At 67.4% G+C, this 17,021-nt stretch carries 16 protein-coding genes and 1 riboswitch; of the genes, 7 read left to right on the forward strand and 9 right to left on the reverse strand.

Annotation, left to right across the window (positions count from 1 at the left end; all coding sequences use genetic code 11):
- A complete protein-coding gene (locus C8258_RS05350) occupies nucleotides 1–894 on the reverse strand; it encodes a nuclease-related domain-containing protein (protein WP_106954198.1) in 894 nt (297 codons plus the stop codon).
- Nucleotides 895–984: 90 nt separating this feature from the next.
- On the reverse strand, nucleotides 985–2,679 hold the full coding sequence (locus C8258_RS05355) for a GMC oxidoreductase (protein ID WP_106954199.1): 1,695 nt from the start codon (nucleotides 2,677–2,679) through the stop codon (nucleotides 985–987).
- Nucleotides 2,680–2,951: 272 nt separating this feature from the next.
- Here C8258_RS05355 and C8258_RS05360 point away from each other — a divergent pair, with 272 nt between their 5' ends.
- The 7 genes from C8258_RS05360 to gcvP all read left to right on the forward strand — a co-directional run bounded on the left by C8258_RS05360 (nucleotide 2,952) and on the right by gcvP (nucleotide 10,084).
- Nucleotides 2,952–3,521 carry a CDP-alcohol phosphatidyltransferase family protein gene (locus C8258_RS05360; RefSeq protein ID WP_036500985.1) on the forward strand — a complete coding sequence of 190 codons (570 nt, stop codon included), beginning with the start codon at nucleotides 2,952–2,954 and terminating at the stop codon, nucleotides 3,519–3,521.
- A gap of 100 nt (nucleotides 3,522–3,621) precedes the next feature.
- Nucleotides 3,622–4,020: a glycine cleavage system protein GcvH gene (gene gcvH / locus C8258_RS05365; RefSeq protein WP_036500942.1), complete on the forward strand. Its 399-nt coding sequence runs from the start codon at nucleotides 3,622–3,624 to the stop codon at nucleotides 4,018–4,020.
- Between the two features lie 220 nt (nucleotides 4,021–4,240).
- Nucleotides 4,241–4,711: an FHA domain-containing protein gene (locus tag C8258_RS05370; protein WP_036500944.1), complete on the forward strand. Its 471-nt coding sequence runs from the start codon at nucleotides 4,241–4,243 to the stop codon at nucleotides 4,709–4,711.
- 55 nt (nucleotides 4,712–4,766) lie between these two features.
- Nucleotides 4,767–5,540 (forward strand): MerR family transcriptional regulator, encoded by a 774-nt coding sequence (locus tag C8258_RS05375; protein WP_104363541.1) that lies wholly within the window; start codon nucleotides 4,767–4,769, stop codon nucleotides 5,538–5,540.
- A 79-nt stretch (nucleotides 5,541–5,619) separates the two neighbouring features.
- Complete coding sequence (locus C8258_RS05380) at nucleotides 5,620–6,093, forward strand: bifunctional nuclease family protein (RefSeq protein ID WP_030517724.1); 474 nt, start codon at nucleotides 5,620–5,622, stop codon at nucleotides 6,091–6,093.
- Nucleotides 6,094–6,322: 229 nt separating this feature from the next.
- A complete protein-coding gene (locus tag C8258_RS05385) occupies nucleotides 6,323–6,913 on the forward strand; it encodes a MerR family transcriptional regulator (protein ID WP_051024556.1) in 591 nt (196 codons plus the stop codon).
- Between the two features lie 92 nt (nucleotides 6,914–7,005).
- Nucleotides 7,006–7,101: riboswitch (glycine riboswitch) on the forward strand.
- 169 nt (nucleotides 7,102–7,270) lie between these two features.
- Entirely contained in the window at nucleotides 7,271–10,084 is a 2,814-nt protein-coding gene (gene gcvP, locus C8258_RS05390) for an aminomethyl-transferring glycine dehydrogenase (protein ID WP_106954201.1), read from the forward strand.
- 20 nt (nucleotides 10,085–10,104) lie between these two features.
- On the opposite strand, the gene C8258_RS05395 is transcribed toward gcvP, so the two are convergent.
- The 7 genes from C8258_RS05395 to C8258_RS05420 all read right to left on the reverse strand — a co-directional run bounded on the left by C8258_RS05395 (nucleotide 10,105) and on the right by C8258_RS05420 (nucleotide 16,908).
- Nucleotides 10,105–10,632: a helix-turn-helix domain-containing protein gene (locus C8258_RS05395; RefSeq protein WP_233224888.1), complete on the reverse strand. Its 528-nt coding sequence runs from the start codon at nucleotides 10,630–10,632 to the stop codon at nucleotides 10,105–10,107.
- A 94-nt stretch (nucleotides 10,633–10,726) separates the two neighbouring features.
- Nucleotides 10,727–12,400, reverse strand: a complete 1,674-nt coding sequence (locus C8258_RS05400; protein WP_199195596.1) for a substrate-binding domain-containing protein — start codon at nucleotides 12,398–12,400, stop codon at nucleotides 10,727–10,729.
- Between the two features lie 105 nt (nucleotides 12,401–12,505).
- Nucleotides 12,506–12,766 carry a WhiB family transcriptional regulator gene (locus tag C8258_RS05405; protein WP_036500951.1) on the reverse strand — a complete coding sequence of 87 codons (261 nt, stop codon included), beginning with the start codon at nucleotides 12,764–12,766 and terminating at the stop codon, nucleotides 12,506–12,508.
- A gap of 55 nt (nucleotides 12,767–12,821) precedes the next feature.
- Nucleotides 12,822–13,370, reverse strand: a complete 549-nt coding sequence (locus C8258_RS05410) for an HNH endonuclease (protein ID WP_106954202.1) — start codon at nucleotides 13,368–13,370, stop codon at nucleotides 12,822–12,824.
- Between the two features lie 52 nt (nucleotides 13,371–13,422).
- Nucleotides 13,423–13,554 (reverse strand): hypothetical protein, encoded by a 132-nt coding sequence (locus tag C8258_RS33485; RefSeq protein ID WP_255420406.1) that lies wholly within the window; start codon nucleotides 13,552–13,554, stop codon nucleotides 13,423–13,425.
- Between the two features lie 238 nt (nucleotides 13,555–13,792).
- Nucleotides 13,793–14,548, reverse strand: coding sequence for an NAD(P)H-dependent oxidoreductase (locus C8258_RS05415; RefSeq protein WP_106954350.1), 756 nt, complete (start codon nucleotides 14,546–14,548; stop codon nucleotides 13,793–13,795).
- Between the two features lie 176 nt (nucleotides 14,549–14,724).
- On the reverse strand, nucleotides 14,725–16,908 hold the full coding sequence (locus tag C8258_RS05420; protein ID WP_106954203.1) for a malate synthase G: 2,184 nt from the start codon (nucleotides 16,906–16,908) through the stop codon (nucleotides 14,725–14,727).
- Nucleotides 16,909–17,021: the final 113 nt, after the last annotated feature.

Here is a 17,021-nt window from a genome sequence, read left to right on the forward strand (position 1 = left end):
TCAGCCGGGCCCGAAGTTCAGGACCAGCGTGATCACGAACCACACGACCCAGGCAGCCCCGACGAGCATGCCGATCGCGAGCAGGATGCGCAGCACCGCCCGGCCGGGATCGATCCGGTCGGCCTCCTTGGGATACAGGTTCCACGGGCTGTACCAGGGCATCGTGATCGCGGCCGGGAGCCCGTAGGGCTGATCGGCGTGGGCCTGTTCCTCCATGAACGCTTCCGCCTGCGCCTGCTGAGGTCCGCCGTACCACAGTGTGGTGTCCACCGGTCCGCCGAAGCCCTCGGCGACGAGATCCTGCGGGGCGGGCAGATACGGCAGGATGCCCAATCCGCGGAAGGTGAGTGCGACCTCGTTCACCGTCCACTGCGCCCGGCCCTGCGAGGTGAGCGCGGTCAGGCAGTCGGCCAGCCGCTTGGGGTCGTCGCCGAGCACCACCTGGAAGCCGGGATCGTTCCACAGTTGACGGATCGTCGGGTTCGCGCCGTGCGGTGGCACCACCACGACCACACCCTGCACCACGCGCTGGCCCAGCCCGCGTTCGGCCAGCCAGTTCTGCAGCGCGTGGGTGTGCTCGCGGGAGCGGTCCAGCGGTGTGCCGCGCTCGCCGCCCTCGAAACTCACCACGTGCCCGCCGACCCGCCACGGCCCGTTCAACGGGACCTCGAGGTCGCCGCTGACCCGCTCGACCAAGGCCTCGGCCTCGATCACCACGCAGGTGGTCGGCGTCCAGATCACCGCATCGAACTGATGCAGCCGGTCGGCGTAGAACAGACTGCAGTTGACCGTTGCCACCCCTTGGGGGTCGTCCGGCCCCTTCCAGGTGCGCAGCCAGTCGATGAGGACCCGCTCGGCCAGGGTTCCGGCCGCGTTCTGCACTCGCACGAGCATTGGCGACCGCCCTTCCGTCGACACTCGATACCGGAAAGCATAAGGGGCACTACGGGTCCGGGGGAGACTTCGACGCGCCGGTGTCGGCGGTCAGCGTTCGGCGGGCGCGGGATCGATCGGCGCGATGGGCAGTCGCAGCGCGCCGGGCGCGCTGTCCGGCACGGTGGCGTAGTACGGGGCGACCGGGTCGATACGGCGGTAGGCCGCGCCGAGTTCCGGCCGCGGGTCGGCCTCACCCTTGTTGGGCCAGAACGCCATCGCGCGTTCGGCCTGCGCGGTGATCGTCAGCGACGGGTTCACCCCGAGGTTCGCGGTGACCGCGGATCCGTCGGCGATATGCAGTCCGGGGTGGCCGAAGACGCGCTGGTACGGGTCCACCACACCGCTCTCGGGCCCTTCGCCGATCACGCAGCCGCCGATGTAGTGCGCGGTGGCCGGGATGTCGAACACATCCATGACGAGGCCGTGTACGTCGCCGTCGACCTTCTCGCCGAAGCGGCGGCCGACCTCGTGCGCGAGCGGAATCCAGGTCGGATTCGGTTGTCCGGTGCCCTGCCTGGTCTTCAGCTGCCCCCAGCGGCGGAACGAGGTCAGCGAATTGTCCAGTGACTGCATCACCAGCAGGATCACCGACTTCTCCGAGGCATGGCGGGCGTTGAGGCTGCGCGCGAACACCAGCGGGTGCAGCACGATGGCCATCAGGAAGCGCAGGAATCGGAATGCGCCGCCGTCGACGATCGGCACCGACATCGGGAACAGCGCGTTCTGTCCCTTGCCGTAGTGGCAGACCTCGATGTGGGTGTCGGGCTCGGGGTGGATCGAGGAGGTGATGGCGATGCCTTCGGCGAAGTCGCGCCGCTGCCGGCTGACCACATTGAGGATGGCCTCGGAATTGCTGCGGGTGAGCTCACCCAGCCGGGGCGAGAGATTCGGCAGCACCTTGTCGTCGCGCATCTTGTGCAACAGCTTCTGGGTGCCCAGCGCCGCGGCGGCGAAGACGACCTGTTCGGCGGTGAAGGTCTTGCGGCCCTTGCGAACCCAGCGGTCCGCACGCTGCGTTTCGATCGCGTAGCCGCCGCCGACCATCGGCCGGACGCGGGTCACGGTGGTCAGCTCGAAGACCTTGGCGCCGGCCTGTTCGGCGAGATACAGGTAGTTGGTGGGGGTGGTGTTCTTGGCGTTGTGCGGGCAGCCGGTGAAGCAGCGCGCGCAGTGGATGCAACCGCTGCGGCGCGGGCCGGCGCCGCCGAAGTACGGGTCGTCGACCTCGACACCGGGTTGCTCCTCGTTGAAGAACACGCCGACATTGGTGGGGTGATAGGTATCACCCACGCCGAGATCGTCTGCGATGGAACGGATCACCTCGTCGGCGGGCGTCACACGCGGATTGGGCGCCACGCCCAGCATCCGCTTGGCCTGGTCGTAATAGGGCGCCAGTTCGCTGCGCCAGTCGGCGATATGAGCCCACTGCTTGTCGGTGTAGAAGTTCGGCAGCGGTTCGTAGAGGGTGTTGCCGTAGATCAGCGAGCCGCCGCCGACGCCCGCGGCGGAGAACACCGCGCACTTGCCGAGCAGGCTGATCCGCTGGGGGCCGGTCAGGCCCAGGCGCGGCGCCCAGATCGACTTGCGCACATTCCAATTCGACTTCGGAATGGACTCCGCGGGCCAGCGCCGGCCGGATTCCAGCACGGCCACCCGATAGCCCTTTTCGGTGAGGCGCAGCGCACTGACGCTGCCACCGAAACCGGAGCCGATCACTACCACGTCGTAGTCGAAGTCGGGCATGTCTTCCTCTCGTCACCGCATTCACAATGAAACGAATTACGACTCATTGTGTCACTCGCTAGTGTGCCACCCGGCCGGATGCGACTGATAAACCTATCGTGCCGCCGCACCCGTCGCGGCGTGCCCGAATGGCGCGGCGCGATCGGTTCGGGTAAGCAACAGGCGTGAGCAACCGACCGGCCGGCGGGTCCGGCCCCGACCATCAGGCCTCCGAGCGTTCGGAGCCCGCGCGCGAACCCGCGGACGGCGCGGCCGGCGCGGAGACCGACCGCATTCTCACCGTGCCGAACGTGCTGAGTGTGTTGCGGCTGATCGGCGTGCCGGTCTTCCTGTGGCTGTTGCTGGTCCTGCATGCCGACGGCTGGGCGTTCGCGCTCCTGGTCGCCAGCGGCGTCACCGACTACCTCGACGGCAAACTGGCCCGGCTGCTCGACCAGTACTCGCGGCTGGGCGCCCTGTTGGACCCGTTGGTGGACCGGTTGTATCTCATCGCCACCGTGCTCGGCCTGCTGGTGCGCGGAATTCTGCCGTGGCCGTTCGTGGTCGTACTGATCGGGCGCGACCTGATCCTGAGCGCGACGCTGCCGATCTATCGCCGCCGCAACCTCGATCCGCCGGAGGTCATCTACCTCGGCAAGGCCGCCACTTTCGCGCTGATGTCGGCGCTGCCGTGGTTGCTGGCCGGCCAGATGGATTGGGCGGCCGCCGGTTTCGGCCGGGCCTTCGGCTGGGCGCTGCTGTGGTGGGGAACCGCGGTCTACGTGTGGACGGGTCTGCTGTATCTGCGCAAGGCCTTCGCGGTCGCTCGGACCATACCTGTTGCGCCGCGAGCAACTTCGTAGCGGGTGTGGCGATCCGCCGTGTCGGTCCGGGTCGATAGAGTTGTGCCGAACGCCGGTTGGCCGACGCCCTGAAAGGACGCCCCGTGAGAGGAATCAGCCTGTGACCAACCTTCCCGAGGACCTTCGCTACACCGAGGAACACGAATGGGTGCAGCGGATCGCGCCGAACCGTGTCCGGGTCGGTATCACCGACTACGCCCAGTCGCAGCTCGGTGATGTGGTGTTCGTGCAGCTGCCGGCGGTCGACACCGTGGTGTCTGCCGGCGAGGCGATCGCCGAGGTCGAATCGACCAAGAGCGTCTCGGAGATCTATGCCCCGCTGAACGCGAAAGTCGTTGCGGCGAACGAGGATCTCGACTCCGAGCCGGAGTCGTTGAATACCGACCCCTACGGTGACGGCTGGATGTTCGAGCTGCAGATCGACGACGCCGAGGCGCTCGAAACCGCCCTCGGCGCATTGCTCGATGCCGCAGGTTACCAAGGAGTTATCGAGGGCTGAGTCAGCCTTCCCAGTTCTACCTGCACGGGTGCGGCCCAGCAGGGTACGGTCAATGCCAACAGATGTGCCGGCGGCCGGTGCCGGGAACTCTGCCGGAACTTGCCGGTGACACCTGACAGCGCGACAGCCGGTCGCGATGGGTGGCGCGGGTCGAGGGCAGTGCGCTCGGAATTGGCGCCGGATACCGGTACGGAAAATCGGTTCGAGGAGGAGAGCAAGGGTGAGCGAGAACAAAGACCCGGGATACGGGGAGAGCGCGGCCGAAACGACTTCGGTGTTCCGCGCTGACTTCCTCAACGAGGTCGACGCGTCGCGCTCCGGTGAGCAGACCGGCGAACAGCCGGTGCAAGGGGTCGAGGGGCTGCCTGCGGGTGCCGCCCTGCTGGTGGTCAAGCGCGGTCCCAACGCGGGGTCGCGGTTCCTGTTGGATCAGCCCACCACGTCGGCGGGCCGTCACCCCGACAGCGACATCTTTCTCGACGATGTCACCGTGTCCCGTCGGCACGCGGAGTTCCGGCAGGACGAGGACACCTTCCAGGTCGTCGACGTGGGCAGCCTGAACGGCACCTACGTCAACCGCGAGCCGGTGGATTCCTCGGAGCTGCAGAACGGTGACGAGGTGCAGATCGGCAAGTTCCGGCTGGTCTTCCTGACCGGTCCGCGGCCGCAGGTCAACGAGCCGAGCGCATAAACGGCCGAGGCGGATTCCACTGATGACTGGCGCAGCGCAATGGACACGCGGAGGAATGTCGATCGGCTCCGTGCTGGACCTGCTGCGTCCGGATTTTCCGGACATCACCATTTCCAAGATCCGCTTCCTCGAATCCGAGGGGCTGATCCGCCCGGAGCGCACGCCTTCGGGATATCGCAGATTCTCGGTCGCCGATGTCGAGCGGCTGAAGTTCGTGCTGACCGCGCAGCGGGATCAGTATCTGCCGCTGAAGGTGATCAAGGAGCAACTCGAAGCGATCGACCGCGGCGCGGCGACCCTGGGTGTGCGCGAAGCGCGGGCCCGGGCCGACGGCGCCGGTGTGGACGGCTCGGGGCGTGCGCCCGAGTCCACCCGCACGGTGGGCGCCCCCGCGGCGCCCCGGCGGCTGGGCGTCGTGCCCGGTGAGGTGTCGCCGGACGAATTGCGCCTCGATCACGAAATGCGCGTCACGCGTGCCGATCTGCTGGAGCAGGCCGGGATAGATGAGAAATTTCTCACCGAACTGATTCGCGCCGGGCTCATCACGCCTGGCGCTGCCGGATTCTTCGACGCCGAGGCCGTCACCTTGGCTCGCACCGCGCAGGCGATGAGCGAATTCGGTTTGGAGGCACGGCATCTGCGGGCGTTCAAGCTGGCAGCGGACCGGGAGGCGGCGATGATCGCTCAGATCGCCGCGCCGATAGCCAAGAGTCGCGACGCCGATGCCCGGGCCCGCGCGGAGGAGACGGTACGCGAGTTGGCGGCGCTGTCGCTGACGCTGCATACCAGCTTGGTGAAGACGTCGGTGCGGGCTTCCCTCGGCGGCTGAATTCTTCGCCTAGACTCGGTGATACGGCCTGCCCAGCTGGGCTCGTGCGGGCGGCCGGCGAGTATGGGAGGCCAGTGCGATGAGTGAAATGCGTGTGATCGGCATCCGGGTCGAGCAGCCCCAGAACCAGCCCGTGTTGCTGCTGCGTGAAGAGTCGGGCGACCGTTATCTGCCCATTTGGATCGGTCAGGCCGAGGCGACCGCCATCGTGCTCGAGCAGGAGGGGGTGACCCCTATCCGGCCCCTGACCCACGACCTGATCAAGATCTTGATCCACGACCTCGGCCACACCTTGAAAGAGGTGCGAATCGTGGATTTGCAGGAGGGAACCTTCTACGCCGACCTCGTCTTCGACAACGACGTGCGAATTTCCGCACGTCCGTCGGACTCGATAGCTATCGCCTTGCGGGTGGGTTGCCCGATCTACGCGGAGGAACCGGTCCTCGAGGAAGCCGGGTTGGTGATGCCCGACGAACGCGAGGACGAGGTGGAGAAGTTCAAGGAGTTCCTCGAGTCGGTGTCACCGGACGATTTCAAGGCCACCGACAGCTGAGCTGTCTCGAGGCCACCGACAGCTGAGCTGTTCGGAAGTCCGGCTTGATCATCGGCCACCGCGCGCGGCGGTGAGATGATCTTGGACTGTGCTCTATACCTCACGTAGAGGGTGAGAAACACGCCGCACGCGGAGTTTGGCTCCATGCCCGTGCTGCCGAGACAATCGACAGAGTAGCCTCGACAGTTAGGCCGTTGTTCTTCTTCGGCGATGCAGTGAGGGAGTAGCAGTGGGAGACCGACCGCAGCAACCAGCACCCGACCCGCGGCCCACCGCGGTCGTGCAGCCAGGGCTGTTCCCTGACGACACGGTGCCCGACGAGCTGGTCGGTTACCGCGTCCCCAGCGCATGCCAGGTGGCCGGTATCACCTACCGGCAGCTCGACTACTGGGCCCGCACCGGCCTCGTCGTCCCCTCGATCCGCAGCGCCACCGGTTCCGGCAGCCAGCGTCTGTACTCCTTCAAGGACATCCTGGTCCTCAAGATCGTGAAGCGGCTGCTCGACGCCGGTATCTCACTGCAGAACATCCGCATCGCCGTCGATCATCTGCGCAGCCGCGGGGTCGAGGATCTGGCCGGGATCACGCTGTTCTCCGACGGCACCACCGTCTACGAATGTTCTTCGCCGGAAGAGGTCGTCGATTTACTGCAGGGCGGGCAGGGCGTCTTCGGCATCGCCGTCAGCGGAGCCATGCGCGAGCTGACCGGCGCGATCGCCAACTTCCCGGCCGAACGCGCCGAAACCCACGAGGCGAGTGACCGGCCCGAGGACGAACTGGCCTACCGCCGCAAGGCCCGCGAGAACCGCAAGACCGGATAATCCTCCCGCGCCGAATGTGACGGAGCCGACTGCGCGCTGAGCTGGGTCGGCAACATGGCGTTTACCGCGCACCGCTTAGACTGAGGGTGCGTCGCCGCCGTGCGGGAGAGTTCCGGGTTTCGTCCCGGACGCCGAAGGAGCAGCACCTCCCCGTCAATCTCTCAGGCATCAGGGACCGTACGGAGTTCGACGCCTCTGGAAAGCGGCGGCCGCACACAATGCGGGCCGCCCGCCCATGGGGAAAGGGATCGCGCGCGACCCCGAATCTCTCAGGCGCCACGACAGAGGGGGAGGGCCGACAGTCGTCGACGGTGGCACCCGGGGTGCCGGTCGACCCGCCCGAGCCTTGGAGCTGCCGTGACCCGTAGTTTCGCCGACCGCCACATCGGACCCGACACCACCGAACTCGATCGGATCCTCGAAACCGTCGGCGTCGGGTCGATGGACGAACTCGCCGCACATGCCGTTCCCGCGAGCATTCTGGATACCGCCGGCGAGACCGGGCTGGACGTGCTACCGCCCGCGGTCTCCGAACACGACGCTCTGACCGAGCTTGCGGCGCTGGCACATTCGAACACCGTCGCCACGTCGATGATCGGTCTCGGTTACTACGACACCCTGACCCCGCCGGTGCTGGTCCGCAATCTTCTGGAAAATCCTGCCTGGTACACCGCCTACACGCCGTATCAGCCCGAGATCAGCCAGGGCCGGCTCGAGGCGCTGCTGAACTTCCAGACCATGGTCTCCGATCTGACCGGGATGGAGGTGGCCAACGCCTCCATGCTGGACGAGGCGACCGCCGCCGCCGAGGCGATGACGCTGCTGCAGCGCGCCAACCGCAAGAGCACCTCCCAGCGACTGCTCGTCGACGCCGATCTCTTCCCGCAGACCCGCACCGTGCTGACCACCCGGGCCGAACCGCTCGGCATCACGCTGGTCGAGGCGGATCTGAGTTCCGGCGAGCTGCCCGAGGGCGACTTCTTCGGCGTCGTCCTGCAGACGCCGGGCGCCTCCGGCCGCATCGCGGATCCGGCCGCGGTGATCGCCGCGGCGCACGATCGGGGTGCGCTGGTCGCGGTCGGCGCCGATCTGCTGGCGCTGACGCTGATCGCCCCGCCCGGGGAGCAGGGCGCCGACGTCTGCTTCGGCACCACGCAGCGATTCGGTGTCCCGCTCGGCTTCGGCGGTCCGCACGCCGGATATCTCGCGGTGCGCACAGCGCACGCGCGGCAACTGCCCGGCCGCCTGGTCGGCGTCTCGGTGGACGCCGACGGCGACCGCGCCTACCGGCTCGCGTTGCAGACCCGCGAACAGCACATTCGCCGTGAGAAGGCGACCTCGAACATCTGCACCGCGCAGGTGCTGCTGGCGATCGTGGCCGCGATGTACGCCTCCTATCACGGCGCCGACGGGCTGCGCGCGATCGCGCGGCGGGTGCACGGCCATGCCGAGCGGCTCGCCACCGGCCTCGGCGACGCGGTCGTGCACGAACGGTTCTTCGACACCGTGCTGGTCTCGGTGCCCGGCGGAGCCGAGGCCGTGGTCGCCAAGGCGAAGGGACGCGGGATCAATCTGCGCCTGGTCGACGCCGATCACGTCTCGATGGCCTGCGACGAGGCGACCACCGAGGCCCAGGTCGCGATCGTGCTGGAGTGCTTCGGCGCCGACGGGGTGCCGGAGACGGCCGCGCTGCCCTCGATCGAGACCCGGACCTCGGCCTATCTGACCCATCCGGCCTTCACCCGCTATCACACCGAAACCGCGATGTTGCGGTATCTGCGGCAGCTCTCGGACAAGGATATCGCCTTGGACCGCAGCATGATTCCGCTCGGTTCGTGCACCATGAAGCTCAACGCCACCGCCGAGATGGAGCCCATCACCTGGCCCGGTTTCGCGCGGCTGCATCCGTATGCGCCGGTGGAGGACACACCCGGGATGCTGCGCGTGATCGATGATCTGGAGCATTGGCTGGCCGCGGTGACCGGCTACGACCGGGTGAGTCTGCAGCCCAACGCCGGTAGTCAGGGTGAGTACGCGGGATTGCTCGCGATCCGCCGCTATCACCTCGACCGTGGCGACACCCACCGCGACACCTGCCTGATTCCCTCCAGCGCGCACGGCACCAACGCCGCCTCGGCGGCCATGGCCGGACTGCGGGTGGAGGTCGTGAAATGCCGGGACAACGGCGACGTCGATCTGGACGATCTGCGAGCCAGGATCGCCGATCACGCCGACCGGCTGGCCTGCATCATGATCACCTATCCGTCCACCCACGGCGTGTACGAGCACGAGGTGGCCGAGTTGTGCGCGCTCGTGCACGATGCGGGCGGGCAGGTGTACGTCGACGGCGCGAATCTGAATGCCCTTGTGGGACTTGCCCGTCCGGGACGCTTCGGCGGTGACGTCTCGCATCTGAACCTGCACAAGACCTTCTGCATCCCGCACGGCGGCGGCGGTCCCGGTGTCGGTCCGGTCGCGGTGCGCGAACATCTGGCGCCGTATCTGCCGGGCGATCCGCTGCAGCCGGATTCGCACGCGGTGTCCGCGGCGCGGTATGGGTCGGCCTCGATCCTGCCGATCACCTGGGCCTATATCCGGATGATGGGCGCCGACGGCCTGCGCCGGGCCACGCTGACCGCGATCGCCTCGGCCAATTACCTTGCGCGACGGCTGGATCCGCATTTCCCCGTGCTCTACACCGGCGAGAACGGCATGGTCGCCCACGAGTGCATCCTGGATCTGCGCGAGATCACCAAGCGCACCGGCGTGACCGTCGACGATGTGGCGAAACGCCTGGCCGACTACGGTTTCCACGCCCCGACCATGAGCTTCCCGGTCGCCGGCACGCTGATGGTCGAGCCCACCGAGAGTGAAAACCTCGACGAGCTGGACGCTTTCGCCGACGCGATGATCGCGATCAAGGGCGAGATCGACGAGGTCGCCGCCGGAACCTGGCCGGTCGAGCAGAGCCCGCTGCGCGGCGCCCCGCATACCGCCGCCGCCCTCGTCGGTGATTGGAACTATCCGTACAGCCGGGAAACCGCCGTCTACCCGTTGGGTGTGCATTCCGGCCGCGCCAAGGTGTGGCCCGCGGTCCGGCGCATCGACGGAGCGTTCGGTGACCGCAACCTGGTGTGCTCGTGCCCGCCGCTCGAGGCCTACACCGACTGAGTACGGGCCGGCGCAGGCGGTCACTCTCCGGCGGCGACCGCCTGCGCGTAGGCCTCGGCGAGGCGTTCGGTGGCGGTCGGACCGCCGGTGTCCTGGCGTGCGACGCCGAGATGGCGTTCGCGCAGTTCGTCCATGAATTCCGCCCACAGCTGCGGGCCGCCCGCCTCGAGCAGTTCCGCGCGGACCCGCAGTTCGTGGGTTGTCGGACGGTGTCGCAGTCCCCAGGAGCCCAGGGCGACCAGTACCGGAACGAGCTGGATGGCGGGTTCGGTGAGGCTGTAGGTGGCTCGCTGGCCGCGGCGGACCTCGTCGCGGGTCAGCAGTCCGGCGTCGACGAGGGCTTTGAGCCGGTCGGCGAGGATGTTGGAGGCGATGCCCTCTTCCGACTGTGATTGCAGCTGCCGGAAATGGCGGCGGTCGCCGAACATGATGTCGCGCAGGACCAGCATCGTCCACCGATCGCCGACCACCTCGATGGCGGCGTTGATCGGGCAGCCCGACCGCTGTTGTGCCGGCAGCTGTTCCCCCGGCCGCTGGTCCTCGGACACCGCACCTCCTCCGTCAACTGCTTGCATCCTACTAGCACTAGCGGCTGGTGCCGCCGAGCGCTAGTGAATGGCAAGCACTCAACGCGCCGGAGCGCTACGGCGTGGTCAGCGCATGGTTGACGGCGGTGCCGAAGGTCATGTCGTCGGAGGTGGTGACCTTGGTGTAGGTGCCGCCGGTCTTCTGGGCCAGGTTCTGCAGGGTCTGCGCGCCCTGGCCGCCGATGACGATCACGTCCACCCGGACCGGATGCGCGGCGTCGGTGGCGCCGGTGATATCGGAGATCAGCTGATCTCCGGTCACCGAGGAATTGTCGTTGGGACCGCCGGTGATGAGCAGAACCGAGTTCGTCTTCCCCGAGGAGTAGTTCTTCACCGCGCTGCGATAGGCGGCCTCGAGCGAGGGATAGGTCCGGTCGGTACTGGAACCGGCGAGCGTGACATTGCCCAGGGCCGTGGACAATTCGCTGCGATGCTGCGGGGTGAGAGCCTGGGTGGGCGCGACCATGCGATAGGGATTGCCGTCGGTCAATTGGTTGGCGTAGATCCAGGCGCCGGCGCCGAAATCCGGCGGCATGGTGTCGAGGGTCGACTGCACCGCGGCGAGAGCGTTGTTCAATCGCGACATCGAACCGTCGTTGGCGGCCATCGACGCCGAGGTGTCGATGAGGATCGTGGCCTGCACGCCCAGTACCGGGTGGGCGAGGACCGACTGCACGCGATCGAGAACCGACTTCGCCGGCACCGCGACGGGTGTGGCGGGCGCGGCGCCGAAACCGTTGTCGGTGAACAGTTTCTGTTGGTCGGGCGCGCGCAGGAAGTCGGCGAACACGCCGGCGACGAGGTTCTGGGTCTTGTCCACCCAGCTTCCGGTGAGCATCGCCGCGGGGTGATCGGCGACCGGCGCGGCGCCGGTCGGATGGAACAGCGCGACGTTAGGGCGCGCCTTGGCTTGCTGCTCGGTAACTGCCACGGCGTGGATGGGGGAGTTGGGGCCTTGTGCGGGATCGGCGACCGCGGCCAGCGCGGAGGCGGTGTCGCCGGATTCCGGTGCGTCGGCGGCCAATCCGGAGATGGCGGCGACGACCTGACCGGACGCGGCGGCCTCATCGGTCAGCGGATCGGAGCCGGAGACGGCCGACCCGACCGCCACCGCGGCGGCCAGCGAATCGTCACCCGGGGGCAGCGCCATCCGCAGCGGACCCCAGCTGGCGAGGCCGATATCGCCGAGCGACCCGCGCTGCAGACGCGCCAGATCCGACCAGCTGAGGTTGGCCTTCTCCATCGCCTGGGCCAGTGGGCCGGGAGCGGCCACCGCGATCGGGCTGACAGCGATCGACGCCGGCGTGCCCTGGACCAGTCCCGGCACCCGCATCTGCTCGACCGCGCGCGAAGAACTCGGAATCCAGAGACCGGGTTGCGGGCCCAGCTTGGCGTCCCAGTTCGGGGCGGTGAGCCCGGTCACCATCGCGGCGCTGGTGCGTTCGGTGACCGACACCTTCGCGCAGTGGTCGCGCACCTGGGGGTGCGTGGCGTTGTAGCGGTCGGCGGCGGCGCGCACCGGAGCGGCGATATCGGGATCGACGGTGACGGCGAGGGTCACCGGACCCTCGATGCACTGACCGGCGGCGCTACGGTTCTCCGATGCCGAGCGATTGCTGAGCCAGAACCAACCGGCGACCGCCGCGATCAGCAGCAGGACCGCTACCACGGTGATAACCAAACCTTTGCTGACGCCCCGTGATCCGTCCGCGCTGCGATGTGTGCCCACGATTTTCCAGTGTATGGTCACGCGAAAACCGGCGCTCGACCAGGATCGGTCGGGCGCCGGCTCGCGGATGTGGGAGTGGCGTGGACCACTCGCACGGTGTCGGTGTCAGTCGCGGATCAGCTTGCCGCGGTCGAATTCGTGACCGCCCCACACACCGGACTGGCCGGTGGTGGCCGCGAATTCCGCGCACTGCCGGCGGATGGGGCAGCCGGCGCAGATTCCGCGCGCGTAGTCGAAGTCCTGCGACGGGTACGGGAACCACGCATCGTGGTTCGGGTCACCCTTGCAGGCCGCCTGCTCCCAGCTCTGCGTATCCGAGACCGGGAGCAGATCCACCAGTGTGAGTGCCGGAGTCGTAGTTGTCATATCGGATCCCTCCTTTCTCGGGATATGGGGGTGTTCACTGTGCGCCGGTGGCTGTTCACTGTGCGCCTGCGGCGACGAGGTCCTTCCAGATCCGTCGCTGCCGCCGCTGCATGTCGGTGGGCGCCTTGGGTTCCCAGAGCAACCGCATCCCGGCCTCGTCCGGGGTGCGGTCGGCCTTGCGGGTGTTGCACGGTCCGCACGCCGCGATCAGGTTGTTCCAGGTGTTGGGTCCGCCCCGGCTGCGCGGGCGGATGTGGTCGACGGTGCGCGCCCAGCCGGCGCAGTATCCGCACCGGTGGTCGTCGCGCCGCAGCACGCCCGCGAGGGTGGCCCGGCTCTCGTCGTGTACGAGCACGCTGTGCTCGAGGTAGACGTAGCGCAGCAACCGAATCGTCTGCGGCAGAGCAATTTCCAGATGCTTGGAACGAATCGGGAAATGAGGTTGCCGCTCGGCCACGGTCTCGGCGGTCCCGCTGATCACCAGCACCACCGCGCGGTCGGCGCCGATGTCGGTCAGCGCCTCGTAGGAGGCGTTGAGGACCAGCACCTGGGCGTCTATCCAATTGTCGGGAGTGAGGGGTCTTTCGGCGTGACGAGACAGCATGGGAGTCACCATGTTTCGTGAAAGGCGGAACGAGAAGGAAGGCGGGAGCCGGTCAGGCGTGCTGGAAGAGGGGGCCGGATTCCCGGTCGGCATGCCGCAGCATGTGCTGCGACTGCTCGATGCCGGTCGAAAGTCGCTGCCCGGCAACACTGTTCATCTCGTCGCGCATACTCTTCGGATACATCGGCCACCTCCTCCTTCCCGTTACTCGTCGAGTGGTCCCGCTGTGCCGGCGGGACCGGTTGATCATCGTTGTCATGGTGGCACAGCGTTACCGCCGTTGTCGGCTCATTTTTTTGCCACCGCAGGCGATCCGGCGGCGCGTCAACCCCCTGGTGCGGTGATTACAGCACCGGCGGTATGCGAACTATTCCCGATCTCGCGAACGGCGAGTGTGCGCTCAGCCACGCCGGCGTCCCGAATCAGCCGGCGCGATGCAGCCCGAACCCGATCGCGTGGCGGCCCAGACCGTCGCGCAGTCGCAGGCTGCGGTCGTAGTCGCCACCGGCCTGGGTGCGGTAGGGAATCGGTTCGATCGCCTCGATCCGGCTCAGCCGTTCGCGCAGGTCGGCGGCGATATCCGCGAACCGTTCGGAGTCGACCCGGATGGTCCCGTGGACCAGGAACGGCGGCAGCACATCCATGCCGGGGTAGTAGAGGATGCCGTGGTGGATGGGAAAGAGCAGGTCGTCGATGTGGCCGTTGATGCCGCGCTCGGAATAGGCCGGCTCACGTCCGCCGATGGATACCACCAGCATGGCTCGACGCCCGCTCAGCGCACCCGCGCCGTATCGGGGCAGCGCGGTGCTGCCCGAACCGTAGGCGAAGCCGTTGGTGAACACCCGGTCCACCCAGCCCTTGAGGATGGCCGGCATCGAGTACCACCACAGCGGAAAGTGCATCAGCACCACCTCTGCCCAGCGCAGTTTGTCCTGTTCGGCCGTGATATCGGCTGTCAGTGTGCCGTTGCTGTACGCCTCGCCGGAGCCCTGCATGAAGGTGTCCGCACCGGTCTCGCCGAAATCGGCGGCATCGGCCTGCGCCTTCCACCCCATCGCATACAGATCACTGACCACCACCTCGTGACCGCTACCGCGGAGGTGATGCACCGCAACATCTTTGAGAGCGCCGGTGAGCGAATCGGGTTCGGGATGCGCGTACACGATCAGAATTCGCATATATGGCGGCAACGGTTCGATGCCGCCACGCATTCCCGAGCCGGAGCGCACGGCGGCGGCGAGAACCGACCTCGACACGTCGCGATCCCGGAGACAGCGCAACCCCGGTCGCCGATGACGACCGGGGTTGCGATGTCGGGCGAGTTCGCCGCGACAGAGTCGCGACGAGTCTCGGATCAGCCCTTCGCGGCGAGCGCCTTCGCCTCACGGCGGCGGCGGTGCAGGATGGGCTCGGTGTAGCCGTTGGGCTGGCAGGTGCCCTCGAGGATCAGTTCCTTGGCGGCCTGGAAGGCGATGCTGCCGGAGAAGTCGGGGGCCATCGGCTTGTAGGCCGGGTCGCCCGCGTTCTGCCGGTCGACGACGGGCGCCATCCGCTCCAGGCTCTCGACGATCTGCTCTTCGGTGACGATGCCGTGGCGCAGCCAGTTCGCCATCAGCTGGCTCGAAATACGCAGGGTCGCACGGTCTTCCATGAGCGCGACGTCGTTGATGTCGGGCACCTTGGAGCAGCCGACGCCGTGATCGATCCAGCGGACCACGTAGCCCAGGATGGACTGCGAGTTGTTGTCCAGCTCGTTGCGGATCTCCTCGGCCGACCAGTTGGTGTCGGTGGCGAGGGGGATCTCCAGGATCTGGTCGACGGTGGCGCGGGGGCCGCCCTTGGCGATCTCGGCCTGCCGCTTGAACACGTCCACCAGGTGGTAGTGGGTGGCGTGCAGGGTGGCGGCGGTCGGGGAGGGGACCCACGCGGTGGTGGCGCCGGCGCGCGGGTGGCCGATCTTCTGCTCGAGCATGTCGTGCATCAGATCCGGCATGGCCCACATGCCCTTGCCGATCTGCGCCTTGTGCTGCAGTCCGTCGGCCAGGCCGTTGTCGACGTTCCAGTCCTCGTAGGCGAGGATCCACTGCTGCTTCTTCATCTCGGCCTTGCGGATCATCGCGCCGGCCTCCATGGAGGTGTGGATCTCGTCGCCGGTGCGGTCCAGGAAGCCGGTGTTGATGAAGACCACGCGGTCCTTCGCGGCCGCGATGCAGGCCGCGAGGTTGACCGTGGTGCGGCGCTCCTCGTCCATGATGCCGACCTTGAGGGTGTTGCGGGCCAGGCCCAGCACATCCTCGACACGGCTGAACAGCTCGTTCGCGAAGGCGACCTCGTCGGGGCCGTGCATCTTCGGCTTCACGATGTAGACCGAGCCGGTGCGCGAGTTGCTGACCTTGGCGTTCCCGTTGAGCGAGTGCACCGCGATCAGCGAGGTGATCAGACCGTCGAGGATGCCCTCGGGCACCTCGTTGCCCTCGGCGTCGAGGATCGCGTCGGAGGTCATCAGGTGGCCCACGTTGCGCACGAACAGCAGCGAGCGGCCGTGCAGCGTCACGTCCTTGCCGTCGAGGCCGGTGTAGACGCGGTCCGGGTTCATGGTGCGGGTGAAGGTCTTGCCGCCCTTGCTGACCTCTTCGGCCAGATCACCCTTCATCAGGCCCAGCCAGTTGTGGTAGCAGAGCACCTTGTCCTCGGCGTCGACCGCGGCGACCGAGTCCTCGAAGTCCATGATGGTGGTGACCGCGGACTCGAGCACGACGTCCTTGACGCCGGCGTCGTCGGTCTTGCCGATCGGCGATTCCGGGTCGATCTGGATGTCGATGTGCAAACCGTTGTGGCGCAGCAGGATCGAGCTCGGAGCGGACGGATCGCCCAGGTAGCCCACCAGGGCCGAGGAATCGGCCAGGCCGATGTCGGTGCCGTCCTCGAGGGTGACCTCGAGTTCACCGTCGACGATCTTGTAGGCCTTGGAGCCGACGTGCGAACCGGTGATCAGCGGCACGGCGTCGTCGAGGAAGTTGCGCGCCCACTCGATGACCTTGTCGCCGCGGACCTTGTTGTAGCCGGTGCCCTTCTCCGCGCCGTTGGCTTCGGAGATGGCGTCGGTGCCGTACAGCGCGTCGTAGAGCGAGCCCCAGCGCGCGTTGGCGGCGTTGATGGCGAAACGCGCGTTGCTCACGGGCACGACCAGCTGCGGGCCGGCGGTGGAGGCGATCTCGTCATCGACGTTCTGGGTGTCGATGGCGAAGGGGGCGGGCTGCTCGCGCAGGTAGCCGATCTCGGTGAGGAACTGCTTGTATGCGGCCTTGTCGTAGCCGGCGCCGGGGTTCTCGGCGTGCCAGGCATCCAACTTGCCCTGGATCTCGTCGCGTTCGGCCAGCAGGGCGCGGTTGCGGGGAGCGAGGTCGTTGATGACGCTCTCCGCACCGGTCCAGAACGCGGCGGAATCTACGCCGGAGCCGGGGAGCGCCTCGTTCTCCACGAAATCGTGAAGAACCTTGGCCACCTGGAGCCCGCCGACCTGAATCCGCTCTGTCATCTACTGCCTCATTTCGAGAAAGCCGGATGGAAAAAGTACGCCTGTCATGTTACCCGTGGGTAGTTGCGCGGTCGTCGTCGGCATCGATTGAGCAGGGCCGATTGTATCGTGGG

Origin of the sequence: Nocardia sp. MDA0666, assembly GCF_003023875.1 — a bacterium.
Classification (GTDB): Bacteria; Actinomycetota; Actinomycetes; order Mycobacteriales; family Mycobacteriaceae; genus Nocardia; species Nocardia aobensis.